The organism is Streptomyces sp. NPDC028907, assembly GCF_055564995.1.
This window is the reverse complement of the sequence record NZ_JBVHVE010000008.1, coordinates 337,953-362,473: the sequence shown is the minus strand read 5'-3', so window position 1 is coordinate 362,473 and position 24,521 is coordinate 337,953. Positions and strand designations below refer to the sequence as shown.

Genomic DNA, 24,521 nt, shown 5'->3' with positions numbered 1-24,521 from the left:
CAAAAACCGCGCCCACTTGTCTGGTATTGGGGCACTTCGTTCCCCCATGACTTGGCAATGCTCTAGTCAGATTCTTACCTTGGCCACGGTCTTACCTTGACCGGCCGCGGCCGTCGGCGAGCGTCAGCGCGACGTTCCGGCCTTCCGCCGGTCCAGGAAGCGCGAACGGGCGCCGATGGCGGTAGCGCCATTGACCCCGGCCGCACCCGCGGCGACCGGAGTGCGCGGTTCCTCCTCGAGCAGGGGGTCGGCGGCCGGCGCCTCGGTGGCGGCGGTCTGCGGCGTGGTGGCCGCGGGCTCGGCAATCGCCCCCCGCCGCCGATACCGCGGCGGTACGAACGCCTCCGCCCAGCGCGGGGCACGCGGTGTGAAGCGCGGGAGCAGCAGCAGGGCCAGGCCGATGGCGCTGAGGAAGACCACGCCGAGCACGATCCACATGGACGCCGAGTTCACGGAGTAGGCGAGCGTGCCGAAGGCGATCAGCGCCGACCAGAAGTACATGATCAGCACCGCGCGGCTGTGGGAGTGGCCGATCTCCAGGAGCCGGTGGTGCAGGTGGCCTCGGTCGGCGGCGAACGGGGACTGGCCGCGCCAGGTACGGCGGACGATGGCCAGCACCAGGTCGGCGGCCGGGATCGCGATGATCGTCAGCGGCAGCAGCAGCGGGATGTAGACCGGCACCGTCTGGTGCACGGCCTCCCGCTCGGACTGGGCGAACACCTTCAGCGCGTCCGGGTCGACCTGGCCGGTGATGGAGATGGCGCCCGCGGCGAGGACCAGGCCGATCAGCATCGAGCCGGAGTCGCCCATGAAGATCCGCGCCGGGTGCATGTTGTGCGGCAGGAAGCCCAGGCACATGCCCATCAGGATCGCCGAGAAGAGCGTGGCGGGGGCGGCGGCCTCGATGCCGTACGACACCCAGACGCGGTAGGCGTAGAGGAAGAACGCGGCCGACGCGATGCACACCATGCCCGCCGCGAGGCCGTCCAGGCCGTCGACGAAGTTGACCGCGTTGATGGTGATGACGACCAGGGCGACCGTCAGCAGGGTGCCCTGCCACTGGGTCAGCGCGACCGAGCCGAAGCCGGGGATGGGCAGCCACAGGATCGTCAGACCCTGCATGACCATGACGCCGGCGGCGATCATCTGGCCGCCCAGCTTGATCAGGGCGTCGATCTCGAACTTGTCGTCCAGGACACCGATCAGCCAGATGAGCGCCGCTCCGGAGAGCAGCGCCCGCGGTTCGTTGGACCTCTCGAAGACCGCGCTGAGGTTCGTCAGGTGGTCGGCGACCAGCAGGCCCGCGCACAGGCCGAAGAACATGGCGATACCGCCGAGCCGCGGAGTGGGTTCCCGGTGCACGTCACGTGCCCGGATCTCCGGCATCGCTCCGGCCACGATCGCGAACTTGCGTACCGGCCCTGTCAGCAGATACGTCACCGCGGCCGTGATGCAGAGCGTCAGCAGGTATTCACGCACGGGCTTCCCCACAGGTCTCGCTGGCCATCTCAGCCCCACACCCTAGCGACGGACACATACGCGACGCATATGTGTGGGGACTTTCGGGTAGCGACGATGGTTGCACGTGTGGCTGTGCACGCAGGTGCCTCTACCCCCGCTCAGCCGGGATACGGGGGAAATCTACCGGTGAGCTCCCGCACTTCTTCACGCGCCTTGTGGCTCTCGGCATCTCCGCGCAGCACACCCGCCAGCAACGCGGCGAGCCAGGCCATCTCCTCCTCCCCCAGGCCCTGGGTGGTCACGGCCGCCGTGCCCAGGCGCAGGCCACGGGCGTCGCCGTGCGGCAGCGCGCAACAGTCCAGGACGATCCCGGCGGCGGCGAGCCGGCCGCGGGCGTCACGGCCGTCGACGCCGAGGGGTGCCGGGTCGGCGGTGATGAGGTGGGTGTCGGTCCCGCCCGTGGTGACGACGAGCCCCTCCGTGGCCAGCCCCGCCGCCAGCATCCGCGCGTTGGCGACCACCTGATGGGCGTAGGCGGCGAACGCCGGGGTCGCCGCCTCGCCGAACGCGACGGCCTTGGCGGCGATGGTGTGCATCTGCGCGCCGCCCTGGGTGAACGGGAAGACGGCACGGTCGATCCGCTCGGCGAGCTCCGCGCCGCACAGGATCATCCCGCCGCGCGGTCCGCGCAGCACCTTGTGCGTGGTGGCGCAGACAACATCGGCGTACGGCACCGGATTCGGCGCCGCTCCCCCGGCGACCAGCCCCATCGGGTGGGCGGCGTCGGCGATGAGATACGCGCCCACCTCGTCGGCGACGTCACGGAAGAAGGCGTAGTCGATGTGGCGGGGGTAGGCGATGGACCCGCACACGATGGCCTTGGGCCGATGGTTGCGGGCGAGCGTGCGCACCTGGTCGTAGTCGATGAGCCCGGTCTCGGCGTCCACCCCGTACCCCACGAAGTCGAACCAGCGCCCGGAGAAGTTGGCGGGCGAGCCGTGTGTGAGGTGCCCGCCGTACGGCAGTCCGAGGGCGAGGACGGTGTCGCCGGGCCGCAGCAGGGCGGCGTACGCGGCGAGGACGGCCGACGACCCGGAGTGCGACTGCACATTGGCGTGCTCGGCCCCGAACAGCGCCTTGGCCCGCTCCACGGCGAGCCGCTCGGCGACGTCGACCATCTCGCATCCGCCGTGGTACCGGGCGCCCGGGTACCCCTCCGCGTACTTGTTGGCCAGCGGCGACCCGAGCGCGGCCAGCACGGCCGGCGAGGTGAAGTTCTCGGCGGCGACGAGCTGAAGCGACGTCGACTGCCGATCGAGCTCCCCGAGCAGGATGTCGGCGAGCTGAGGGTCCTGACGGCGCAGGACATCGGCCTCGAGGGTATGGGTGACCGACATGGTGGGCTCCGGGCGTGCGTCGACGGTGACGTACGTCCAATGTAGGCCGGGGACGTCAGGGCCGCCCGGTGTTGTCACGCCTTCGCCGGCACCCGCGCCCGTCTCAAGCCCGAGCGGGGACCCCCGTCAACGCCGTCACCACCGGATCCAGCGCCTCATGTATCTCGTCGCCCACCGACCGGAAGAACGTGAGCGGCGCCCCGTACGGGTCGTACACCTCGTCCGCCTCCGCCGTCGGCGCCAGCAGCCACCCGCGTAGAGCCGCCGCCGCACGGACCAGGGCACGCGCGCGGAAGACCACTCCGTCCTCCAGGGGAGGCAGGGTCGCCGGGTCTATGGCCCTCACCAGACGGGTGAACTCCTTGAGGGTGAAGGTGCGCAGGCCGGCCGAATGGCCCATGGAGATGACCTGGGCGCGATGGTCGCGGGTGGCGGTCAGGACCAGGTCGGCCCGGATGACGTGTTCGTCGAGGAGCTCGCGGCCGACGAACCCGGAGGCGTCCGCACCGAAGTCGGCGAGGACCGTCTCCGCGTTCGACTCCATGGGCGCGCCCTCGTGGCCCCAGGTGCCCGCGCTCTCCACGATCAGCCCGCCGCCGAGCACACCGAGGCGCTGCGCCACGAAATGACGGGTCAGCCGCTCGGTGATCGGCGAGCGGCACACGTTTCCGGTGCTGACGTGGAGGATGCGGAAGCTGTCGCGCGGCAGTCCCACGAAGGTCGTCGTGATCTCCGCCGCGCTTTCCCCGTTGCCTATGCCACGCCCCACATCAGGGGCTGTCAATTGGCCACCTCGAGGTCGGGTACGACCTTCCGCAGCTCGTCCGCGGAGATCGCGCCCGCACGCAGCAGGAGGGGCACCTCACGCGTGACGTCGACGATCGACGACGGGACGTTGCCGGGGGTCGGACCGCCGTCCAGGTAGACGGAGACCGAGTCGCCGAGCATCTCCTGCGCGGCGTCGCAGTCCTCGGGCGCGGGGTGGCCCGTCAGGTTCGCCGAGGACACGGCCATCGGGCCGACCTCGGTCAACAGCTCGATGGCGACGGGGTGGAGAGGCATCCGGACGGCCACCGTGCCCCTCGTGTCGCCCAGGTCCCACTGCAGCGACGGCTGGTGCTTGGCGACCAGGGTCAGCGCGCCCGGCCAGAACGCGTCGACCAGCTCCCAGGCCAGCTCGGAGAAGTCGGTGACGAGACCGTGGAGCGTGTTCGGGGACCCGATCAGCACAGGGGTGGGCATGTTGCGGCCCCGCCCCTTGGCCTCCAGCAGGTCACCGACGGCCTCCTTGGTGAACGCGTCGGCGCCGATGCCGTACACCGTGTCGGTCGGGAGGACCACGAGCTCGCCACGGCGGACGGCGGACGCGGCCTCACGCAGACCCGTCGTGCGGTCGGTCGCGTCGTTGGTGTCGTATCGCCGTGCCATATCTAGCGGGCCTCCTCGTACACGTACTGCGGAATCGAAGTCGGGGCGGTGGTCACGGCAGTGCCTTGCGGGCCGTCGCGAACCGGGGGCGGTTGTTGAGGTCCGGGTGGTCGGCCGCGTCGGCCCAGCCCCGCTCCTCGGTGAAGATCCACGGCACCTGGCCGCCCTGGGTGTCGGCGTGCTCGATGACGACGACGCCGCCGGGGCGCAGGAGCCGGTGCGCGGTCCGTTCCAGACCGCGGATGAGATCGAGGCCGTCCTCGCCGGAGAACAGGGCGAGTTCGGGATCGTAGTCCCGCGCCTCGGGAGCGACGTACTCCCATTCGGTGAGCGGGATGTACGGCGGGTTGGAGATGACCAGGTCGACCTGGCCGTCGAGGTCGCGGAAGGCGTCCAGGGCGTTGCCCTGCCGCAGGTCGACCCTGGACCCTTCGACGTTCTTGCGGGTCCACTGCAGCGCGTCCTCGGAGAGCTCCACGGCGTGCACGCGCGAGCGCGGCACCTCCTGGGCGAGGGCGAGCGCGATGGCGCCGGAACCGGTGCACAGGTCGACGATGCAGGGTTCCACGACGTCCATGGCGCGCACGGCGTCTATGGCCCAGCCGACCACGGACTCCGTCTCGGGGCGGGGCACGAAAACCCCGGGTCCGACTTGGAGTTCGAGATAGCGGAAGTACGCCCGCCCGGTGATGTGCTGCAGCGGCTCGCGCTGCTCACGCCGGGCGATGACCTCCCAGTAGCGGGCGTCGAAGTCCGAGTCCTTCACGGAGTGCAGCTCGCCCCGCTTCACGCCGTGCACGAACGCGGCGAGCTCCTCCGCGTCGTTGCGCGGCGAGGGCACGCCGGCGTCGGCCAGCCGCTGGGTGGCCTGGGCCACCTCCGCGAGCAGCACGCTGCGGGGGCTCGGGGTTCGCCCCCCGATGAATTGCTGCACGCAAGTCCTCCGTGTCGTACTAGTACGTGCGTACGTCCCTTACCTCTACGTCCCTACGCTGCCGCCAGCTTCGCAGCCGAGTCCGCGTCGACGCACGCCTGGATCACCGCGTCGAGGTCGCCGTCCAGGACCTGGTCCAGGTTGTAGGCCTTGAAGCCGACGCGGTGGTCCGAGATGCGATTCTCCGGGAAGTTGTAGGTACGGATCTTCTCGGAGCGGTCGACGGTGCGGACCTGGCTGCGGCGGGCGTCGGCGGCTTCCTTCTCCGCCTCCTCCTGCGCCGCCGCGAGCAGCCTGGAGCGCAGGATACGCATCGCCTGCTCCTTGTTCTGCAGTTGGCTCTTCTCGTTCTGGCAGGAGGCGACGACTCCGGTCGGGATGTGCGTGATGCGCACGGCGGAGTCGGTGGTGTTGACGGACTGACCGCCCGGGCCGGACGACCGGTACACGTCGATACGGAGGTCGTTCGGGTTGATCTCGACGTCGATCTCCTCGGCCTCGGGCGTGACCAGCACACCGGCCGCGGAGGTGTGGATACGACCCTGGGACTCGGTCGCCGGCACCCGCTGCACGCGGTGCACGCCGCCCTCGTACTTCAGCCGCGCCCAGACGCCCTGTCCGGGCTCGGTGGCGCCCTGGCCGCCCTTGGTCTTCACCGCGACCTGGACGTCCTTGTAGCCGCCGAGTTCGGACTCCGTGGAGTCGATGATCTCGGTCTTCCATCCGACGCGCTCGGCGTAGCGCAGGTACATCCGCAGCAGGTCACCGGCGAACAGGGCCGACTCGTCGCCACCGGCGCCGGCCTTGATCTCGAGGATGACGTCCTTGTCGTCGCTGGGATCGCGCGGGACGAGGAGAAGGCGCAGCTTCTCCGTCAGCTCATCGCGCTGCTTGTCCAGCTCCTTGACCTCGGCGGCGAACTCCGGGTCGTCGGCGGCCAGTTCCCGGGCCGTCTCGATGTCGTCGCCGGTCTGCTTCCAGGAGCGGTACGTGGCGACGATCGGGGTGAGCTCGGCGTAGCGCTTGTTGAGCTTGCGCGCGTTGGCCTGGTCGGCGTGGACCGACGGGTCGGCGAGCTTCGTCTCCAGGTCGGCGTGCTCAGCGACCAGGTCCTCGACGGCCTCGAACATCTTGGGCTCCTGAACTGCGTAAGAAAGAGGGGGGAAGGCGGGCGACCAAAAACGCCGGTCCCGGCGCGCCTGTGAGGGGCGCGACCGTGGACCGGCGAATGGGAGCTCGCTACTTCTTGGAGCCGGCAGCAGCCTTGCCGAAGCGGGCCTCGAAGCGGGCCACACGGCCACCGGTGTCGAGGATCTTCTGCTTGCCCGTGTAGAACGGGTGGCACTCGGAGCAGACCTCGGCGCGGATGGTGCCGCTCTCGATCGTGCTACGGGTGGTGAACGACGCGCCACAGGTGCAGCTGACCTGCGTCTCGACGTACTCGGGGTGGATGTCGCGCTTCAAGGTGTCTCCTAGTTTCGGGAGGGCGCCGGGTCGCCGCCGCGGGATGCGGGAGCGTGAACCGGAGCCGACGTACCAGTCTGCCAGGACTGGGGCCATCCCCCAAAACCGGGGGCACCGGTGAAGTATTCCCCGAAGCTCACGAAGCGCTCACGACGCCCTTGGCGTCGCCACTGGCCGTGCCCTTCGTGGCCGACTTCGGGATCGGCCTGTCGTTCTTCAGAGCCGTCCACACCTGCTTCGCCTTCGCCTCGGCCACGATCACGCGGTTCGGGTCCGCCGGGTCGTACTGGACCGGCATCGTGACCATGTTCATGTTCTTGGAGCTGATGCCCTTCAGGGCGCCCGCGAAGGACATGAGCTTGTTGACGGAGCCCAGGTCGGAGTCGGTGGTCACGGCCTTGGTGGCGGTGTTGGCCAGGTCGAGGAGCTTCTTCGGGTTGCTGAAGAGGTTGATGTCCTTGACCTGGTTGATCAGCGCCTTGACGAAGGCCTGCTGGAGCTGGATACGGCCGAGGTCGGAGCCGTCGCCGACGCCGTGCCGGGTGCGGACCAGGCCGAGCGCCTGCTTGCCGGTGAGCTGGTGGGTGCCGGCCTTGAGGTTCAGGTGGCTGTCGGGGTCGTTGATGTCCTTGGTGGTGGTGACCTCGACACCGCCGAGTTCGTCGATGAGCTTCTGGAAGCCGGAGAAGTCGACCTCCAGGTAGTGGTCCATGCGGATGCCGGTGACGGACTCGACCGTCTTCACGGTGCAGGCGGCGCCGCCCGTGGAGTACGCCTCGTTGAACATCACGCCGGACGCGGCGTCGTGCGTGTCGCCGTCGGTGTCGGTGCACCGGGGGCGGTCGACGAGGGTGTCACGCGGTATGGAGACCACGCTGGCCTTCTTGTGGCCCTCGTAGACGTGCACGATCATCGCGGTGTCCGAGCGGGCGCTGCCGTCGTCGGTGCCGCCGCCGAGCTGCTTGTTGCTGCCGGAGCGGGTGTCCGAGCCGAGGACGAGGATGTTCTCGGAGCCGTTGTCGACCTTCTTTGGACGTTCGGTGCCGAGGGCCTGGTCGATGTCGACGCTCTTGAGGTTGCCGTTGAGCTTGAAGTACAGGTACCCGGCGCCGGTGCCGCCCAGGATCACGATCCCGGCGGCGGTCCAGGCCATGATCAGCAGACCCTTGCGCTTGTCCCGGGGCTTGCGGCGGCGGCCCTTGGCGCGGTGGCGCGGACCCGCGGTGCCGGTCTGGCCCGGTATGTCGCGCTCCGGCGTGCTCTCGGCGGACACGGTGCTCCTCGGTTCTCGTCCGGTCGGTTACCCCCTGCTTTCAGGGACAGGCGTGGCCATTTGGCCCGTACCACACCATCGTCGCCCCGTCCGGTCAGACGGGGAAACTCGGAGAAGGGTTGCACAACGGACCGTGCCCACCGCCGGGGCGACGGTGGGCACGGTCCGTAGTCGGTGACTCCGGGTAGTCCCGTCTCACCTGCGATTTCAGCGGAAGATGTCGCACTGCTCGAAGTCCGTGCCGACCGAGATCCTTGTGGCAGAGATCTCGCTGGTTACGCATACGCCCGGCCCTGTCAGCGCCAAAGGGCCGCCCCCCGTCACCGTGTGACGGGGGGCGGCCCAAACGCCCTTGAGGGGCGCGGGGAACTGCGCGATCAACCACGAACCACCCGCAGTCGACGAGCAACCCGCATACCCGAGCTCTTAGTCGCCATTGCCCGGCGTCGGCGTCGTCTTCTGAATCTGCATCAGGAACTCGACGTTCGACTTCGTCTGCTTCATCTTGTCGAGCAGCAGCTCGATCGCCTGCTGCTGGTCCAGCGCGTGCAGCACCCGCCGCAGCTTCCAGACGACCGCCAGCTCCTCGTTGCCGAGCAGGATCTCTTCCTTACGGGTACCGGACGCGTCCACGTCCACCGCCGGGAAGATGCGCTTGTCCGCGAGCTTCCGGTCGAGCTTGAGCTCCATGTTGCCGGTGCCCTTGAACTCCTCGAAGATCACCTCGTCCATGCGGGACCCGGTGTCGACGAGAGCCGTGGCCAGGATGGTGAGCGAGCCACCGTCCTCGATGTTCCGCGCCGCACCGAAGAAGCGCTTCGGCGGGTACAGCGCGGTCGAGTCGACACCACCGGAGAGGATGCGGCCGGAGGCGGGCGCCGCCAGGTTGTAGGCACGGCCCAGACGCGTGATGGAGTCGAGCAGCACCACCACGTCATGCCCGAGCTCGACCAGTCGCTTGGCACGCTCGATCGCCAGCTCGGCGACCGTCGTGTGGTCCTCGGCCGGACGGTCGAAGGTCGAGGAGATGACCTCGCCCTTGACCGACCGCTGCATGTCGGTGACCTCTTCCGGACGCTCGTCGACGAGGACGACCATCAGGTGGCACTCGGGGTTGTTGTGCGTGATCGCGTTGGCGACGGCCTGCATGATCATGGTCTTGCCGGTCTTCGGCGGGGCCACGATCAGACCGCGCTGGCCCTTACCGATCGGCGACACGAGGTCGATGATGCGGGTGGTGAGCACGCCCGGGTCCGTCTCCAGGCGGAGGCGGTCCTGCGGGTACAGCGGGGTGAGCTTGTTGAACTCCGGGCGGCCGCGGCCGTGTTCGGGCGCCATGCCGTTGACGGAGTCCAGGCGCACCAGCGCGTTGAACTTCTCGCGCCGCTCGCCTTCCTTGGGCTGACGGACCGCGCCGGTGATGTGGTCGCCCTTGCGCAGGCCGTTCTTACGGACCTGGGCGAGGGAGACGTACACGTCGTTCGGGCCGGGCAGGTAGCCGGACGTGCGAATGAAGGCGTAGTTGTCGAGGATGTCCAGGATGCCCGCGACGGGGATCAGGACGTCGTCCTCGGCGATCTGCGGCTCCTGCACTTCGTCGCGGCCGCGACGGCCACGGCGGTCGCGGTAGCGCCCGCGGCGGCCACGCCGGCCGCCCTCGAAGTCGTCGTCGTCCTGGGGGCCGTTGTCACGCTGACGGTCCTGACGGCCCCCGCTCTGCTGCTGGCCCTGCTGGCGGTCCTGACGGCCGCCGCCCTGCTGGTCGTCGCCCTTGCGACGGTCACCACGGTCACCGCGGTCACGGTCCCGGCCGCGCTCACGGCGGTCGCGACGGCGGCCCTCGCCGCCCTCACCCGCGTCGCCCTTGGCGTCACCCTGCTGGCCCTGCGACTGCGCGGGCGTCTCGGCCTTCGGCTCGTTCTTCGCCTCGGCGGCGACCGTCTCGGGGGCGGCCGCGGGGGCACCGGCGTCGGCGGTGGCACGGCGACGACGGCGCTCGACCGGCGCTTCGTCGCTGGCCGGCTGGCCGGGGATCTCGATCTGCTGCTGGGCCACGGCCTTCTCGGCGGGGGCCTCGGTGGCCTTGTCCGCCTTCTTGGCGGCGGCGGCCTCGTCGCCCGTACGGGCCCGGGAGGTGGCGCGGCGCTTCGGCTTGGTCTCGGTGGCGGTCTCGGCCTTCGCCGGGGCGGATCCACCTCCGGCCTGCGCCTCCTTGATGACCTCGATCAGCTGGCTCTTGCGCATACGCGCCGTGCCCCTGATGCCGAGGCCGGATGCGACCTGCTGCAGCTCGGCCAGCACCATGCCCTCGAGGCCGGTACCGCGGCGCCGCCGGGAGCCGGCACCGGTGGCAGGCGCGGAGGCGTCCGTGGCGGGCGCGGCAGCGGTCTCCTCGACACGTGCGCCCATCAGATCGGTGGTGTCGCTCACGAAGGGTCCTTCCCTGGAGCGGACGTCGGCCTGTCTGGCTCGGCGACCGGTTGTGCTGTCCGGCTTCGGTCCTTGGTGTGTGGACCGTGCCGGGGCGGTGGTCCGCCAAAGCGGCGGAGGAAATATCTGGTGATGGCGCTTCCCAGAGCCGTGGCACTCAGTGTCTGTGTCACTCGGCTCGGTCGCGCCGGTTCCGGAGCGTGCCCGGCAAGTCGCTCAGCGCCCGCGTACGAGGTACTGCCCGCATACGTCGTACGGAACACAGTGCGGCTTGGGAGGCTCCCGGAAGAATGTCTGTCCCGGACGGGGACACGAAGCACCTCGCCATGGTGGGGTCGGGTGCAGACTTGAGGTTAACACTACCGGATCCAACAAACATTCCCCCTCTCGAAATCCGGCAACCGCGTGTCAGGGAGCAAGCGGCAACACGCTCGCTCCCTGCGCGTCGAGGTCGAGCCGGTTCGCGGCCCAGCCCTCGCCTGCCAGATGGGCCACCTTGTCGGCGCTGTCCGCGTCGGCCAGCGCGAGCACGGTGGGTCCTGCTCCTGAGATGACTGCCGGGACTCCGTCGGCCCGCAGTCGCTCCACCAGCGCGGCGCTCTCCGGCATGGCCGGTGCGCGGTACTCCTGGTGGAGACGGTCCTCGGTGGCGGGCAGCAGCAGCTCGGGGCGCCTGGTCAGGGCCTCGACGAGCAGGGCCGCTCGGCCCGCGTTGGTGGCGGCGTCGACGTGCGGGACGGTGCGCGGGAGCAGGCCGCGCGCGGTCTCGGTGAGGACCGGCTTTCCGGGCACGAAAACCACCGGAACGATGGAATCGGCGGCATCCATCCTGATGGCGCGGGCGGCGCCGGCCTCCATCCAGGAGAGGGTGAACCCGCCGAGCAGACAGGCCGCGACGTTGTCGGGGTGGCCCTCGATCTCGGTGGCCAGCTCCAGCAGGGCCGCGTCGTCGAGCTTGGCCTCGCCGCCTATGGTCACGGCGCGGGCGGCGACGATGCCGGCGCAGATGGCGGCCGAGGAGGAGCCGAGGCCGCGGCCGTGCGGAATGCGGTTGGCACAGACGATCTCCAGGCCGCGCGGCTGGCCGCCCAGCAGATCGAAGGCGGTGCGCAGGGAGCGAACGAGAAGGTGCTTCTCATCACGCGGCAGCGTCTCGCTGCCCTCACCCGCGATGTCGATGTGCAGCCCGGAGTCGGCCACCCGGACGACCACGTCGTCGTAGAGCCCCAGCGACAGGCCGAGGGCGTCGAAGCCCGGGCCGAGGTTGGCGCTGGTGGCGGGGACGCGCACCCGGACGGCGGCGGCGCGGAACGCTGGACCGGCCATCGCTTGATGACTCTCCTTGAGCTGCGTGATTGTCGAAGACATTCGATGACGTACGAGAACCCCTGGGGCCGCTTCCGGGCCGCGGAGACGGCGCGGCACCGCGCCCCATGCGGAGGCATATGCGGCGGGCGGGTTCAGTACAGCCTATCGAAGGTAGGTTCTGTGGCGACATAGGGCGCACAGGAGGCGCACGATGCGTGTCGTATGCCCCCTGTGCACCCCCGATAGGGAAGTTCCCCGGGCGAGCGCCCTCTTACTCGCGTTCACGAGCCCCGTACGACGGGTCCGGCGCCGCTCTACGACGGGGTGCCCCGTCGTACTACGCCAGCCCGAGCCGCTCGGCCGCCGTCGCCGCGTCGACCGGGACGGTGACGGGCTGCGGGGCGCCGGCGACGGCCCAGTCGGGGTCCTTCAGGCCGTTGCCGGTGACGGTGCAGACGATGGTCTGGCCCGAATCGACCTTGCCCTGCTCGGCGGCCTTCAGCAGACCGGCGACGGACGCGGCGGAGGCGGGCTCCACGAAGACGCCCTCCTGCGCGGCCAACAGCCGGTAGGCGCGCAGGATTTCACGGTCCGTCACCTCGTCGATGAACCCGCCGGACTCGTCCCGCGCGGCGAGCGCGTACTGCCAGGACGCCGGGTTGCCGATGCGGATGGCGGTGGCGATGGTCGACGGGTCCTTGACGACCTCGCCGCGCACGATGGGCGCGGAGCCGGAGGCCTGGAAGCCCCACATCCGCGGGGTCCGCTTGGCGACGCCGTCGGCGGCGTACTCCGTGTAGCCCTTCCAGTACGCGGTGATGTTGCCCGCGTTGCCCACCGGCAGGACGTGGATGTCGGGGGCGTCGCCCAGCATGTCCACGATCTCGAAGGCGGCCGTCTTCTGCCCCTCGATACGCACCGGGTTGACCGAATTGACCAGTGCCACGGGGTAGTTGTCGCTCAGGGCGCGCGCGAGCGCGAGGCAGTCGTCGAAGTTGCCGTCGACCTGGAGGATCTTCGCGCCGTGGACGAGCGCCTGGCCCATCTTGCCGAGCGCGATCTTGCCCTGCGGGACGAGAACGGCCGAAACCATGCCCGCGCGGACGGCGTAGGCGGCGGCGGAGGCCGACGTGTTGCCGGTGGAGGCGCAGATGACCGCCTTCGCGCCCTCCTCCTTGGCCCGCGTGATGGCCATGGTCATACCGCGGTCCTTGAAGGACCCGGTGGGGTTGGCGCCTTCCACCTTGAGGTGGACCTCGCAGCCCGTGCGCTCGGAGAGCACCTGCGCGGGCACGAGGGGCGTGCCGCCCTCGCGGAGCGTCACGACCGGCGTGGTGTCGGAGACGGGCAGCCGGTCCCGGTACTCCTCGATGATTCCGCGCCACTGGTGGGTCATTGCTGGTTACTCTCCTTCAACCCGCATGATGCTGGCGACACCCCGCACGGTGTCGAGCTTGCGCAGCGCCTCGACGGTCCCGACGAGGGCCGCGTCGGACGCACGGTGGGTGACGACGACGAGGGAGGCCTCGCCGTCCTTGCCCTGCTGGCGAACCGTATCGATCGAGACACCGTGCTCCGCGAACACGGTCGCCACCTGGGCGAGAACACCCGGTTTGTCCGCCACGTCGAGGCTGATGTGATAGCGCGTGACGACGTCGCCCATCGGTGAGACGGGCAGGGCGGCATACGCCGACTCGCCGGGCCCCGTTGCCCCGCTGAGCCGGTTGCGGCAGACGGCGACGAGGTCGCCGAGCACGGCCGAGGCGGTCGGGGAACCGCCCGCGCCCGGACCGTAGAACATGAGCTGCCCGGAGGCGTCGGACTCCACGAACACGGCGTTGTACGCGCCGCGCACGGAGGCGAGCGGATGGGTCAGCGGGATCATGGCGGGGTGCACGCGCGCGGTGACCGACTGGCCGTCCTCGGCCCGCTCGCAGATGGCGAGCAGCTTGATGGTGCAGCCCATGTTCTTCGCGGAGGCGAAGTCGGAGGCGGTGACCTCGGTCATGCCCTCGCGGTAGACGTCGTCGAGACGCACGCGTGTGTGGAAGGCGATACCGGCGAGGATGGCGGCCTTGGCGGCGGCGTCGAAGCCCTCGACGTCGGCGGTCGGGTCGGCTTCCGCGTACCCGAGGGCGGTGGCCTCGTCGAGGGCCTCCTGATATCCGGCCCCCGTGCTGTCCATCTTGTCGAGGATGAAGTTGGTCGTCCCGTTGACGATGCCCAGGACCCGGTTGACCTTGTCCCCGGCGAGGGACTCGCGCAGCGGGCGGATCAGCGGGATGGCACCGGCGACGGCGGCCTCGTAGTAGAGGTCCTTGTCGTTCGCCTCGGCCGCGGCGTGCAGCGCGGCCCCGTCCTGGGCGAGGAGGGCCTTGTTCGCGGAGACGACCGAGGCGCCGTGCTCGAACGCCGTGGTGATGAGGGTGCGGGCGGGCTCGATGCCCCCGATGACCTCGACCACCACATCGATGTCGCCGCGTTTGACGAGGGCTGTCGCGTCGGTGGTGATGAGCGCGGGGTCGATGCCCTCACGGACCTTGGAGGGCCGCCGTACGGCCACACCCGCGAGCTCGACGGGAGCGCCGATCCGGGCGGCGAGGTCGTCGGCGTGCGTCGTCATGATGCGCGCCACCTCTGAGCCAACAACCCCACAGCCCAGCAGCGCCACCTTCAGCGGACGCGTACGCATCATCCGACCTCGTTTCCTCATACCGTCTACGGTTGCACCAGTCTCACTCACCGGACGGGAGTTTCTGCCCTTCGTCCGGATCGTGAGACATCGATTTCATTTGTACGGGGGTGGATGACAGGAGATCTTCCACCCCCGGATCTTCGTCCCCGGCCTGCGGGGGTCACCCCACGTCGAGACGCAGGAGGTCCTCCTCCGTCTCACGCCGGACGATCTCCCGGGACCGGCCGTCGTTCACGGCGACGACGGGCGGCCGGAGCACATGGTTGTAGTTGCTGGCCATGGACCGGCAGTACGCCCCGGTCGCCGGTACGGCGATCAGGTCACCCGGTGCCAGGTCGGACGGCAGGAACGCGTCCTTCACGACGATGTCCCCGCTCTCGCAGTGCTTGCCGACGACGCGGGCGAGCATGGGCTCGGCGTCACTCGTCCGGGACACCAGGGCGACGCTGTACTCGGCGTCGTACAGCGCCGTGCGGATGTTGTCCGACATGCCGCCGTCGACGGAGACGTACGTCCGCAGCCCGTCGAGGGGCTTGACGGTGCCGACCTCGTAGAGCGTGAAGGCGGTCGGCCCGACGATGGCGCGCCCGGGCTCGACGGAGATGCGAGGCGTACGGAGCCGGGCGGCCTCGCACTCACGGGTGACGATCTCGGTGAGCGCCTTGGCGATCTCGTGCGGCTCGCGGGGGTCGTCGTCACTCGTGTACGCGATCCCGAGGCCGCCTCCGAGGTCGATCTCGGGCAGCTCGACGCCGTGCTCGTCACGGATGTCCTTCAGCAGTCCGACGACGCGGTGCGCGGCGACCTCGAACCCGGACATGTCGAAGATCTGGGACCCGATGTGGCTGTGGATCCCGATGAGCTCGAGCCCGTCCAGCCTGAGGGCCCGCCGCACGGCTTCGGCGGCCTGTCCCCCGGCGAGCGGGATGCCGAACTTCTGGTCCTCATGGGCGGTGGCGATGAACTCGTGCGTGTGCGCTTCCACACCCACCGTGATCCGGATCTGGACCCGCTGCCGCTTGCCGAGTTCCTGCGCGATGTGCGCGACCCGCACGATCTCCTGGAAGGAGTCGAGGACGATACGTCCGACGCCGGCCTCGATGGCCCGGCGGATCTCCTCCTTCGACTTGTTGTTGCCGTGGAAGGCGATGCGGTCGGCGGGCATACCGGCGGACAGGGCGGTGGCGAGCTCGCCCCCGGAGCACACGTCCAGGTTGAGCCCTTCCTCGTGCAGCCAGCGCACGACGGCACGGGCGAGGAACGCCTTGCCGGCGTAGAAGACGTCGGCGTCGGCCCCGAAGGCGCCACGCCAGGCCCGCGCCCGGGCCCGGAAGTCGGCCTCGTCGAGGAAGTAGGCCGGGGTGCCGTGCTGTTCGGCGAGCGTCTTCACGTCGACACCGCCGACGGTGACGACCCCGTCGGCGTCACGGACGACGGTCTGGGCCCACACCTTCGGGTCGAGGGCGTTGAGGTCGGTGGGCGGGGCCGAGTAGTGGCCCTCGGGGAGGACGTCGGCGTGGCGGGGCCCGGCGGGGTGTGCGGAACGGCTCATGACTTTCGTGGGCTCTCTCAGAGGTGTTCGGGTGCGTCGATGCCGAGCAGGGACAGGCCACCGGCCAGCACCGTCCCGGCGGCTTCGGCGAGCGCGAGCCGGGAGCGGTGGGCGGCCGAGGGTTTCTCCGCACCGCGGGGCAGGACGGCGGGCAGCAGCGGCAGCACGGCATCGGCGACGCTGACGAGGTGCCGGGCGAGCCGGTCGGGCGCGCGGCGGGCCGCCGCTCGGGCGAGGACGCGGGGGTGGTCGGCGAGGAGGGCGGTGACGTCGTGTCGTACGTCCCCGGGTTCGGCGCCGAACCCCAGGTCGGCGGCGTTACGGCTGAGGGCCCGGGTGCGGGCGTGGGCGTAACGGACGCGGAAGAGAGGGTTGCTCTCACGCTGGACGAGGTGCTCGTCGGTGATACGGGGCCGGTCGTGCCCGGCGGGGTGCAGCAGCGCCCAGCGCGCGGCGTCACGGCCGAGCGGGAGCGGATCTGCGGGCGCCGGCACGGGCCGTACGCCGACCTCGAGCGGCGCCGGGGACTCGGCACTGCCATGAGCATCGACCCGGGCCCCGAGAACGGCCTCCCACTCCGGCTCGGGACGGCCCTCGCAGCTGGTGCGGACGAGGGCGCCCTGGGAGCGCAGGAGACGGGCGAGGACATCCATGACGACGACGGCACGGAGGTCGTGGGCGCAGTGCAGTTGCAGAACCCGCCCGAAGAGGTCGCCGCGGCCGCTGCGGGCGCGGGGCTCGGCGCGCCCGTCGGACCCGTCGGACCCGTCTGCGAACCCGTATCGCGTTCCGCGCCGCAGGATCTCCTCGACGAGGGCGGCGGGTGCGGTGTCGCGCAGGCTGATGTTGATGAATCCGGGCCCGGTGACGACGACGTCGGCGACTCCGTCCGCGTCGGCGAGGTGCGGTCGCAGAATCTCGGCTACCCGCAGGGACGGCTGCCCGGCCGGGCGGGCGAGCTGGAGGGCGATGTTGGTGGCGTAGTCACCACAGCCACCGGGTCCGGGGACGCTGACCAGCGCCCGCTCCGGCACGGCGACGCGCAGCTCCCCCTCATCGACAGCACGACGCACCGCGCGCAGCACGGTACGAGAGAGCTCGACGGGGGTCACGGGACAAGCGTAGGGGAGGAGGGGGGCGGGTATGCGAATGGGTTTGGGCTGGGTCCCGGGATATGGACGTCCGGTGCGCTGCGCCGCGTCGGCGTGTCAGGCGCCGGTACGCCCGGCGGCTTCTCCGGCGGCCCCAAGCACACCGCCGACCACTGCCGCGTCAGCGCTCCTGCCCGACCGGTCCGACCGGTCCGACCCGTGCGACCTGCCCGAGCGATCTGCCCTGTCCGACGGGTCCGACCTGTCCGCGCTTCTGCCCTCGCCCTGGCCTTCCCGCTCCCCCGTCCGCGCCTGCTCCCGGCTCGGGTTCCGCTCGATCAACCGCCGCACGACGCTGACGAGTTCGGCGGGCTCGAAGGGCTTGGCGAGGAAAGCGTCGACGCCGACGTCGAGACCGGTGTCGACCTCGTACTGCGTGCAGGCGCTGATGATGGCGAGGGGGAGATCACGGGTCCGGGGGTCGGAACGCAGTCGCGCGGCGGTGCGCAGCCCGTCGAGGCGGGGCATGACCACGTCCAGGGTGATCACGTCGGGACGCACCTGATGAACGACTTCCAGACACTCGGCACCATCGGCCGCGGTCACCACCTCGAGCCCCTCCAGCTCGAGATTGACCCTGATCAGCTGCCGGATGACCTTGTTGTCGTCCACAACAAGCACCCGGCCCGACGCGCCTGGCACAACTCGAGAGTAGGTGGGGACCGGCCACCGCGTCCGGGTTTTCCCCACTTCCACCCCGTGCGAGCGAGCCACCCCAGGTCACGCCCGGTGCCACCGCCCCTTAAACCCGTTCATGAACACCCCCCAAGAGCTGGTAGGGTTCTACCCGTCGCCGCCAAGCAAGGCGCCCGACACGCCCCCGTAGCTCAGGGGATAGAGCAACGGCCTCCGGAGCCGTGTGCGCAGGTTCGAATCCTGCCGGGGGCACCCCTTGTGAGGTGCCCAAAGACCCCGCCATCAGCGAGTTCGCTGAGTGCGGGGTCTTCGCGTATGTGCAGCCGTATGCCACCGGTGACTATTCGTGGGCACGATCTTGAGGCATTGACCCTGGTCAGCGGTCAGCCCCAGGAACGGCGAAGCCCCCCGGACGGATCCTGGGGGGCGACAGGGCCGAGTGCCGAAGGTCCTACGGGCGGGCGGCGAGTGGGGAGGCCAGAACGGCCGACGGGGGTGCCGGCGTGTGAGCCTTCTGCCAGAGCCGGAAGTGCATTCGCTACGCCGCAGGTGTCGGTGTGGTCCCGCAGGATCGCGATGAGGTGAGGCGGAATCGGTACGGGCCGGTGATTCAGGCCGTGATCGTCGTGCGTTTCGCCGGCGGAGTCCTGTGACCCTGTGCGCGAGGGCGAACTCTGGGAGGTCGTAGCGGTCACCCGTGGTGAAGGCGGCCGTGGTGGGCCGGTCGGTGGTCCGGGTGGGTCGCCTCCCCGGCGTTGAGCAGTTCGGCCGCCTGGTGCTGGGTGTGCGCGGCTGCCAGCTGTGCCTCCGCCACGGCGTCTCCGCGTTCGCGCACAAGGTCTTCATAAATCGGCAGGTGATTGTTTTCGGTGGGTGTGCGAGTCACAGCGCCGGTCCTTCCGCTGTGGTAATGCCGTCAGGCCCTGTTGAGTCGGGCGGCAATTCCGTGCCCGAGGAGCAGATAAAGGGCGGCCGGGAGGCCGTAATTGAGGAGGACGCGTACGCCGTCGGTGTCCATGGTGAAAATGTCCTGTGCCCATCCGCCCAGCCAGTCCGCCGAGCCGTGGACGAACTCCACGAAGGCGTTTCCCTGGTTCGCGTCGAGCAGGTACAGCACGATCCACAGGGCGAGCAGACCGGCCGCGACGTCGGCGATGGTGCAGATGGTGAGGGCTGCTCTGCGCGCCGTGGCCGGGTTGCGCCGCGTGCGGGCGGGGGTGGCCACAGGCTGGTCGTACGACTGGTATCCGGAAACCGGGTCGGTGTTCACGAGAAATCCGATCTGACGCGTTGCTGGGCGGACCGGTCGCCCCGAGGAACCGATTACGGCCCTCGAGGGCGACCTGCTTTCTGCCTGGTTCTGCGTCATACGAACGTGACCGCGTTACACCGGCGCCCGGGGCATCCCAAATATGGCGACCTATGGCAGCTCTTCAGGCACTTGCCTAAATACCCGCGCCCCACGGCACATTTACGGATGCGGTGCGCCGGTCGGCCTTCGCGATGCGAACGGTCAGGAACGGCGGTCGGTCGGGAGCATCGCCCAGACCGTCTTGCCCGCGGGCTGGCGTCTGGTCCAGCCCCAGTGCTCGGACAGGGCGTCGATGATGCGCAGTCCGCGGCCGTGCTCGTCGAAGGGGTCGCTGGTGTGCGGGTACACCGGCGGGTCGTCGCTCGGGTCGGTGACCGCGCAGACGAGGTGGGCCGGGCGGCGGAGGCTGAGCCTCAGCCAGATCTCGGCGTCGCCGTCGGCCGTCGGGCGGGCCGGGCGATGCGGTGCGGCGTGCAGGACGGCGTTGGCGAGGAGTTCGGCGACCACCGTGAGGGCGTCCGCGCCGCAGTGGTCCAACGACCAGTCGGCGAGGGTGCGACGGACGAAGTCGCGGGCCTGGCCGCAGCCCTGTTCGGCGCCGACGAGGCGCAGGGCGGCGGAACGGGGCGAGATGCGCGAGGGCTCGGGCCTGGTGAGGTGGGCCGGGGCCGGGGTGCCGGTGCGCGCTTCCGGTGTGACTGCCAGCCCCGCGGGGGACGCGGCACTGCCGGGCAGTCGGAGCCCTTCGTACGCAGGTAAGGACACAACGTCTCCCCTGATACACGGTCAGGACGGGGCGTCCGCACTGCCGTTGACGCCAGGGGCTATTATCCACGCCGACGGCGCCTCCGTGCAATTTCACGGGAAATTGCGCGAGCGGTGTCGGCCAGAGCACGTGATGCGGTTCGGGCCCGCAGGGTCGGCGGGGCGCACGCGTGGCGGAACGTGAGCAAGGAGAGTGCAGTGCCAACAGCATCGAACGGCGTGCGGGCAAGCTCGTTGGGCGTCCGCTGGATCAAGAGCCGGCACAGCAATGCCGAGGGGAACTGCGTCGAGGTGGCACCCCTGGGCGACGGCAGCATCGCGATGCGCAACTCCCGTGACCCCGACGGGCCGGCCCTCGTGTACACCCCTGCCGAGATCACCGCGTTCCTGGCGGGCGCGAAGGAGGGAGAGTTCGACCACCTCGTATGACCCCTGCGGGTGATACGGGCCCTCTGCCCGGGAACGGAAGGCCGGCGAGGAGCGGGACACCGCCGCCAAGCGGAAGGTGAGCCCTCTATTTCCCGCGGTTCCGGCGGCACGAGGCGGCGGGATGCGATAATGCGGTCTGTCGTATGCCGGTCTACGGGGAGTCAGGATGTCCGCCGAGTCACCTCGCATCTCCCGCCTCGAGCCGTATCTGAACCGGACCGAACCCGCGCCGACCCTGCTGAAGATGCTGGTCGGCGTCCAGCTGGCGGGGATCCGCGAGGACGCGGGCCTCTCCCAGGACCAGGCGGCGCGAGCCGTGGGGTTCAGCCCGGCGAAGTTGTCGCGCATCGAGGCGGGCAAAGGGCGTCGGCCGCCCACCGAGGCCGACATCCGTGCGCTGCTGGAGCGGTACGGCGCCGAGGAGTACGAAGCCACGGTGCTGTTGCAGTTGCTGCGGCGCGCCGGGGAGCCCGGGTGGTGGCAGCGCTATGACAAGCGGCTGATGCCGGAGTGGTTCGACCGGCTGGTCGGACTGCAGGAGGCCGCCACTGCCATTCGTACTTTTGAACTCCAGTACGTTCCCGGACTGTTGCAGACCGAGGACTACACCCGGGCCGTCGTGGAGCGCGGGCTGCCGACGGCGCCCGGCCGTGAGGTGCAGCGGCGTGTGGAGCTGCGGATGCGCCGACGGGAGCTGCTCCACCGGCCCGACGCGCCGCAGCTTTGGGCGATCGTCGACGAGTCGGTGCTGCTGCGCGTGCTGGGCAGCCGCGAGGTGATGCGGGAGCAGCTGGAGCATCTCGTGGAGATGGCCCAGCGGCCCCATGTGACCGTACAGATCGTGCCCCTGGACGTGACCAACGCCTCCGCGCCCGCGATGCCGGTGACCTATCTGCGGTTCGGCGGCGTCGATCTGCCCGACATCGTCTATCTGGAGCACATCAAGAGCGCGGCGTTCCTGGAGGACCGGGACGAGACCGAGGAGTACCGCCTCGCCCTGGACCGTCTGGGTGACGAGGCCCTCAATCCGCGCGAGTCCCTGAAGCGGCTGCGCGAGACGATGGAGCGGTACTCCCCGAAGCCCTGAGCCGGGCCCCGCGGCCGGCTACGCGAGTCGGCCCACGCCTCCGAACTCGATCCACTCCTGGGTGAGCTGGCGCGGGGCCACCTCGGTGTCGGGACGCCAGGTGGAGACCTCAACCAGCCCGGGCTCCAGGATCTCCAGGCCCTCGAAGTACTCCGCGACGTCCTTCTCCTGACGCACCCGGCCCCAGTGGCCCTGGGTCGCCTGGGCCATGAAGTCGGTGACGAACTTGCGGACCTCGGCGTCCTCGCTGACCAGCTGGCACATCACCATGCAGCTGCCGGGCACGAGCCGTTCGCGGACCCGGCGGGCCACGGCGAGCGGGCCGTTGGTGTCGTCGTCGGGGATGCAGTGGAAGACCGAGTTGAACAGTACGGCGACCGGCTGCGAGAAGTCGATCAGGCGCTCGGTGTCGGCGTGGGCGAAGATGGCGTCGGTCTCACGCATGTCGGCGTGGATGACGGCGGTGTTGTCGTTCTGGTCGAGCAGGGCGCGGCCGTGGACCAGGACCATCGGGTCGTTGTCGACGTACACCACACGCGAGGACGGGTCGACGGACTGTGCGACCTGGTGGACGTTGTTCTGGGTGGGCAGGCCTGAGCCGTGGTCGAGGAACTGCCGGATGCCGTAGTCCTGGGCCAGCGTGCGGACCACGCGCTGCAGGAAGCGGCGGTTGTTCAGGGCGAGGGCGCGGGTGCTGGGGACGACCTTGTCCAGCTCCTCGCAGGCGGCTCGGTCGGAGGCGTAGTTGTCCTTGCCGCCGAGGTAGTAGTCGTACATGCGTGCGGCTGTCGGGATCGTGGCATCGATCGACGTGGACAGCTTTCCAGGCTCCATCGTTTCCCCCAGTCACAGGGCCGGCCGAGGCGATCACCTCTCCGGCAACACATCCTAGGGAGGCGGAAGTTGGTCGGGCCAGTCCATCGGTCAAACACCCGCGAACGACCACTCCGGAGTGACCGTACGCGGACCAAGGACACTGGGGGACATGACGCACCGCATCGCCGAGATGAAGCCGGGGAGCCGGACCACACGATGGTTGCGGGGGGTGAGCGCGCCCGGCGCGAAGATCCGTCTGGTGTGCTTTCCGCACGCGGGCGGCGCGGCGAGCGCCTTCCACGACTGGGCCGCGCTGACGCCGCCGGAGATCGAGGTCATGTCGGTGCAGTACCCCGGCCGTCAGGACCGTCTGTCCGACCCGTGCGCGGCCACGATGGAGGAACTGGCGGACGCGATCACCGCGGCTGTGCTGCACGAGCTGCCCGATGACCGGCCGTTGGCTCTCTTCGGCCACAGCATGGGGTCGGCGGTGGCGTACGAGGTCGCCAGCCGTCTGGAGGACGTCCCCGGCCGCACCCTCACCCGTCTGATCGTGTCCGGCCGGGCCCGGCCCCGCACCCCGCGAGAGCGGGCGCCGCTCCCGGCGCCGGCCGACAGCGAGATCCTGGATCGCGTCCGCAAGCTGGACCCCGAAGGTGCCGCCGCCTACGAGCACCCCGAACTGCGGCCCCTGATCATGCCGTCGCTGCGCGCGGACTTCGGCCTGCTGGCCGCGTACCGCCCGGCTCGGCTGCACCGGCTGGGCGTTCCCGTCACGGTCTGCGGAGGCGACCGCGATCCCGGATGCGCGGTGGAGGAGCTCTCGTCGTGGTCGGACGTCACGACGGAGGGGCTGGACATGCGGATCTTCGCGGGGGGCCACTTCTATCTCAACCCGCGGAAAGAGGAGTTGGTCGGGTTCGTCGCCTCTCGGCTGTCATGAGGGGACGACTGTCGCCCTTGTGCATGTGCACGCCATGAGGAAGGTGGGCATGTTCCCCTTTCAACGATCAGAAACGATCAGAGGGGACATACAGAGATGAGCGTGACCGCCGCCTCCGGACCCCGCAAGGTCGTCGTCACCGGACTCGGGGCGGTCACTCCGCTCGGCGTCGGGGTCGGGGAGTTGTGGCGTGGACTGCTCGACGGCCGGCACGGGATACGGGAGTTGGAGGGGGAGGAGTTCGCCGGGCTGCCCGTGCGGGTGGCCGGGGTCGTACCCGTCGACCCCGGGGAACTGCTCCCGCGGCCGGTGGCTCGGCGGATGAACCGGGCCGCGCGGTTCGGGGTGCTGGCGGCCCGGGAGGCGTGGGTGGACGCCGGGTTCGTCGAGGGCGGGACGCGGGAGAGCGGGATCGATCCGGAGCGGGTGGGGGTGAGTCTGGGCGCGATCCTCGGGGACGCGTCCGTGCTGGTGGGCGGGGACCGGAAGCTGCGGGAGAAGGGGCCGCGAGCCGTCTCGCCGCTGACCACGCCCATGACGGTGCCCTCGCAGGCCGCCTCCCAGGTCTCGCTCGACCTGCACATCACCGGCGAGGCCAGGACGGTCACGAGCGCCTGTGCGTCGGGGACGGAAGCCATAGGGCAGGCGATCGACCGCATACGGTACGGGCGGATCGACCTCGCTCTGGCGGGCGGCGCCGAAGCGGTCGTCACGCCGGCGATCATGGCATCCTTCGCTGCGATGCGGGCCCTGGCCGACGGGGACCCCACGAAGGGCTCGCCCTCGCGGCCCTTCGCCAAGGACCGGAGCGGGTTCGTCAACGGTGAGGGCGCGGGGATCCTCGTACTCGAAGCGGAGGAGCACGCGCGGGCCCGTGGCGCGCGGATCTACTGCGAGGCCGCCGGCTGGGGCCTGTCCGCCGACGCCCACCACATGGCCGCACCCGACCCGTCCGGCACCGGCGTCGCGCTCGCCCTGCGGCGCGCTCTGCGGGACGCCGGGGGCGAGGTCGGGGACGTCGTCCATGTGAACGCCCATGCCACGGCGACGATCGAGGGCGACCTCGCGGAGGCGGGGGCGCTACGGGAGGTGCTGGGCGGACGGAGGGTTCCCGTCACCGCGCTCAAGGGGCACCTGGGGCATCTTCAGGGGGCCGCGGGCGGAGTCGAGGCCGTCGCCGCCGTGCTGACGCTGCATCACGGTGTGGTGCCGCCGACCTTGGGGGGCGGGGTGCTCGACGACGCGATCGATCTGGATGTGGTGACGGGGGTGCCGCGTGCGCTGCCTGAGGACGGGGACCTGGTGCTGAGCAATTCGTTCGGGTTCGGGGGGCACAACGCGGTGTTGGCGTTGCGGAGGGCGGCGCAGGGCGCGGCGCGGTGAGGTGCGGCGCCCGTGAGGTGGCGTGTGGTGAGCGGTTGCGCGTGGCGGTGACGGTCA

The 24,521-nt window shown here is 70.3% G+C and carries 21 protein-coding genes, 1 tRNA gene and 2 pseudogenes; 5 read left to right on the top strand and 19 right to left on the bottom strand.

Features of this window, described 5'->3' with window-relative positions:
• Positions 1–123: 123 nt before the first annotated feature.
• The 15 genes and pseudogenes from ACZ4UU_RS26120 to ACZ4UU_RS26050 all read right to left on the bottom strand — a co-directional run.
• On the bottom strand, positions 124–1,479 hold the full coding sequence (locus ACZ4UU_RS26120) for an MraY family glycosyltransferase (protein ID WP_471905783.1): 1,356 nt from the start codon (positions 1,477–1,479) through the stop codon (positions 124–126).
• 140 nt (positions 1,480–1,619) lie between these two features.
• Positions 1,620–2,858: a serine hydroxymethyltransferase gene (locus ACZ4UU_RS26115; RefSeq protein ID WP_471905782.1), complete on the bottom strand. Its 1,239-nt coding sequence runs from the start codon at positions 2,856–2,858 to the stop codon at positions 1,620–1,622.
• A 103-nt stretch (positions 2,859–2,961) separates the two neighbouring features.
• Positions 2,962–3,642 carry an arsenate reductase/protein-tyrosine-phosphatase family protein gene (locus ACZ4UU_RS26110; protein ID WP_471905781.1) on the bottom strand — a complete coding sequence of 227 codons (681 nt, stop codon included), beginning with the start codon at positions 3,640–3,642 and terminating at the stop codon, positions 2,962–2,964.
• Entirely contained in the window at positions 3,639–4,286 is a 648-nt protein-coding gene (locus ACZ4UU_RS26105; RefSeq protein WP_048582944.1) for an L-threonylcarbamoyladenylate synthase, read from the bottom strand. Before ACZ4UU_RS26105 ends, ACZ4UU_RS26110 begins: the two co-directional genes overlap by 4 nt.
• A 52-nt stretch (positions 4,287–4,338) precedes the next feature.
• Positions 4,339–5,178 (bottom strand): peptide chain release factor N(5)-glutamine methyltransferase, encoded by an 840-nt coding sequence (prmC, locus tag ACZ4UU_RS26100; RefSeq protein ID WP_471905860.1) that lies wholly within the window; start codon positions 5,176–5,178, stop codon positions 4,339–4,341.
• A 95-nt stretch (positions 5,179–5,273) separates the two neighbouring features.
• On the bottom strand, positions 5,274–6,350 hold the full coding sequence (gene prfA / locus ACZ4UU_RS26095; protein WP_471905780.1) for a peptide chain release factor 1: 1,077 nt from the start codon (positions 6,348–6,350) through the stop codon (positions 5,274–5,276).
• A 109-nt stretch (positions 6,351–6,459) separates the two neighbouring features.
• Positions 6,460–6,684, bottom strand: a complete 225-nt coding sequence (gene rpmE, locus ACZ4UU_RS26090) for a 50S ribosomal protein L31 (protein WP_019326867.1) — start codon at positions 6,682–6,684, stop codon at positions 6,460–6,462.
• Between the two features lie 136 nt (positions 6,685–6,820).
• Positions 6,821–7,957, bottom strand: coding sequence for an LCP family protein (locus ACZ4UU_RS26085; RefSeq protein ID WP_471905779.1), 1,137 nt, complete (start codon positions 7,955–7,957; stop codon positions 6,821–6,823).
• A 426-nt stretch (positions 7,958–8,383) separates the two neighbouring features.
• Positions 8,384–10,387: a transcription termination factor Rho gene (rho, locus tag ACZ4UU_RS26080; protein ID WP_471905778.1), complete on the bottom strand. Its 2,004-nt coding sequence runs from the start codon at positions 10,385–10,387 to the stop codon at positions 8,384–8,386.
• A gap of 408 nt (positions 10,388–10,795) precedes the next feature.
• Positions 10,796–11,713, bottom strand: coding sequence for a homoserine kinase (gene thrB, locus ACZ4UU_RS26075; RefSeq protein ID WP_471905777.1), 918 nt, complete (start codon positions 11,711–11,713; stop codon positions 10,796–10,798).
• A gap of 319 nt (positions 11,714–12,032) precedes the next feature.
• Positions 12,033–13,091, bottom strand: a complete 1,059-nt coding sequence (thrC, locus tag ACZ4UU_RS26070) for a threonine synthase (protein ID WP_471905776.1) — start codon at positions 13,089–13,091, stop codon at positions 12,033–12,035.
• 6 nt (positions 13,092–13,097) lie between these two features.
• The gene (locus ACZ4UU_RS26065; protein WP_471905775.1) at positions 13,098–14,390 is read right to left on the bottom strand and encodes a homoserine dehydrogenase; all 1,293 of its coding nucleotides are present in this window, start codon (positions 14,388–14,390) and stop codon (positions 13,098–13,100) included.
• 160 nt (positions 14,391–14,550) lie between these two features.
• The gene (lysA, locus tag ACZ4UU_RS26060) at positions 14,551–15,942 is read right to left on the bottom strand and encodes a diaminopimelate decarboxylase (RefSeq protein ID WP_471905774.1); all 1,392 of its coding nucleotides are present in this window, start codon (positions 15,940–15,942) and stop codon (positions 14,551–14,553) included.
• 17 nt (positions 15,943–15,959) lie between these two features.
• Complete coding sequence (nrtL, locus tag ACZ4UU_RS26055; RefSeq protein ID WP_471905773.1) at positions 15,960–17,054, bottom strand: ArgS-related anticodon-binding protein NrtL; 1,095 nt, start codon at positions 17,052–17,054, stop codon at positions 15,960–15,962.
• Between the two features lie 266 nt (positions 17,055–17,320).
• Positions 17,321–17,735: pseudogene (locus ACZ4UU_RS26050) on the bottom strand (response regulator); the annotation flags it as partial.
• A 174-nt stretch (positions 17,736–17,909) separates the two neighbouring features.
• Between ACZ4UU_RS26050 and ACZ4UU_RS26045 the strand changes: the two are divergent.
• A tRNA-Arg gene (locus ACZ4UU_RS26045) sits at positions 17,910–17,981 on the top strand.
• A 439-nt stretch (positions 17,982–18,420) separates the two neighbouring features.
• Here the strand turns inward: ACZ4UU_RS26045 and ACZ4UU_RS26040 are convergent.
• The 3 genes from ACZ4UU_RS26040 to ACZ4UU_RS26030 form a co-directional block, all read right to left on the bottom strand.
• Positions 18,421–18,564: a hypothetical protein gene (locus tag ACZ4UU_RS26040; RefSeq protein WP_471905772.1), complete on the bottom strand. Its 144-nt coding sequence runs from the start codon at positions 18,562–18,564 to the stop codon at positions 18,421–18,423.
• 81 nt (positions 18,565–18,645) lie between these two features.
• Positions 18,646–18,954 (bottom strand): hypothetical protein, encoded by a 309-nt coding sequence (locus tag ACZ4UU_RS26035; protein WP_471905859.1) that lies wholly within the window; start codon positions 18,952–18,954, stop codon positions 18,646–18,648.
• 288 nt (positions 18,955–19,242) lie between these two features.
• Positions 19,243–19,806, bottom strand: a complete 564-nt coding sequence (locus ACZ4UU_RS26030; RefSeq protein WP_471905771.1) for an ATP-binding protein — start codon at positions 19,804–19,806, stop codon at positions 19,243–19,245.
• Positions 19,807–20,004: 198 nt separating this feature from the next.
• Between ACZ4UU_RS26030 and ACZ4UU_RS26025 the strand changes: the two genes are divergently transcribed.
• Together ACZ4UU_RS26025 and ACZ4UU_RS26020 are read left to right on the top strand one after the other, a co-directional pair.
• On the top strand, positions 20,005–20,235 hold the full coding sequence (locus tag ACZ4UU_RS26025; RefSeq protein ID WP_079055878.1) for a DUF397 domain-containing protein: 231 nt from the start codon (positions 20,005–20,007) through the stop codon (positions 20,233–20,235).
• A 166-nt stretch (positions 20,236–20,401) separates the two neighbouring features.
• Positions 20,402–21,322, top strand: coding sequence for a helix-turn-helix domain-containing protein (locus ACZ4UU_RS26020; protein ID WP_471905770.1), 921 nt, complete (start codon positions 20,402–20,404; stop codon positions 21,320–21,322).
• Positions 21,323–21,340: 18 nt separating this feature from the next.
• On the opposite strand, the gene ACZ4UU_RS26015 is transcribed toward ACZ4UU_RS26020, so the two are convergent.
• Positions 21,341–22,156: an SAM-dependent methyltransferase gene (locus tag ACZ4UU_RS26015; RefSeq protein ID WP_471905769.1), complete on the bottom strand. Its 816-nt coding sequence runs from the start codon at positions 22,154–22,156 to the stop codon at positions 21,341–21,343.
• A gap of 151 nt (positions 22,157–22,307) precedes the next feature.
• Between ACZ4UU_RS26015 and ACZ4UU_RS26010 the strand changes: the two genes are divergently transcribed.
• Both ACZ4UU_RS26010 and ACZ4UU_RS26005 read left to right on the top strand, forming a co-directional pair.
• Positions 22,308–23,081: a thioesterase II family protein gene (locus tag ACZ4UU_RS26010; RefSeq protein WP_471905768.1), complete on the top strand. Its 774-nt coding sequence runs from the start codon at positions 22,308–22,310 to the stop codon at positions 23,079–23,081.
• Between the two features lie 114 nt (positions 23,082–23,195).
• Positions 23,196–24,464, top strand: a pseudogene (locus ACZ4UU_RS26005) (beta-ketoacyl-[acyl-carrier-protein] synthase family protein); the annotation flags it as partial.
• Positions 24,465–24,521 lie beyond the last annotated feature (57 nt).

What these genes read in the sequence shown, in the direction of transcription:
- ACZ4UU_RS26115 (WP_471905782.1), bottom strand. Translation starts at nt 2,858, where the DNA reads ATGTCGGTCACCCATACCCTCGAGGCCGATGTCCTGCGCCGTCAGGAC.
- ACZ4UU_RS26105 (WP_048582944.1), bottom strand. Translation starts at nt 4,286, where the DNA reads ATGGCACGGCGATACGACACCAACGACGCGACCGACCGCACGACGGGT.
- prfA (WP_471905780.1), bottom strand. Translation starts at nt 6,350, where the DNA reads ATGTTCGAGGCCGTCGAGGACCTGGTCGCTGAGCACGCCGACCTGGAG.
- thrB (WP_471905777.1), bottom strand. Translation starts at nt 11,713, where the DNA reads ATGGCCGGTCCAGCGTTCCGCGCCGCCGCCGTCCGGGTGCGCGTCCCC.
- thrC (WP_471905776.1), bottom strand. Translation starts at nt 13,091, where the DNA reads ATGACCCACCAGTGGCGCGGAATCATCGAGGAGTACCGGGACCGGCTG.
- ACZ4UU_RS26065 (WP_471905775.1), bottom strand. Translation starts at nt 14,390, where the DNA reads ATGATGCGTACGCGTCCGCTGAAGGTGGCGCTGCTGGGCTGTGGGGTT.
- lysA (WP_471905774.1), bottom strand. Translation starts at nt 15,942, where the DNA reads ATGAGCCGTTCCGCACACCCCGCCGGGCCCCGCCACGCCGACGTCCTC.
- ACZ4UU_RS26020 (WP_471905770.1), top strand. Translation starts at nt 20,402, where the DNA reads ATGTCCGCCGAGTCACCTCGCATCTCCCGCCTCGAGCCGTATCTGAAC.
- ACZ4UU_RS26015 (WP_471905769.1), bottom strand. Translation starts at nt 22,156, where the DNA reads ATGGAGCCTGGAAAGCTGTCCACGTCGATCGATGCCACGATCCCGACA.
- ACZ4UU_RS26010 (WP_471905768.1), top strand. Translation starts at nt 22,308, where the DNA reads ATGACGCACCGCATCGCCGAGATGAAGCCGGGGAGCCGGACCACACGA.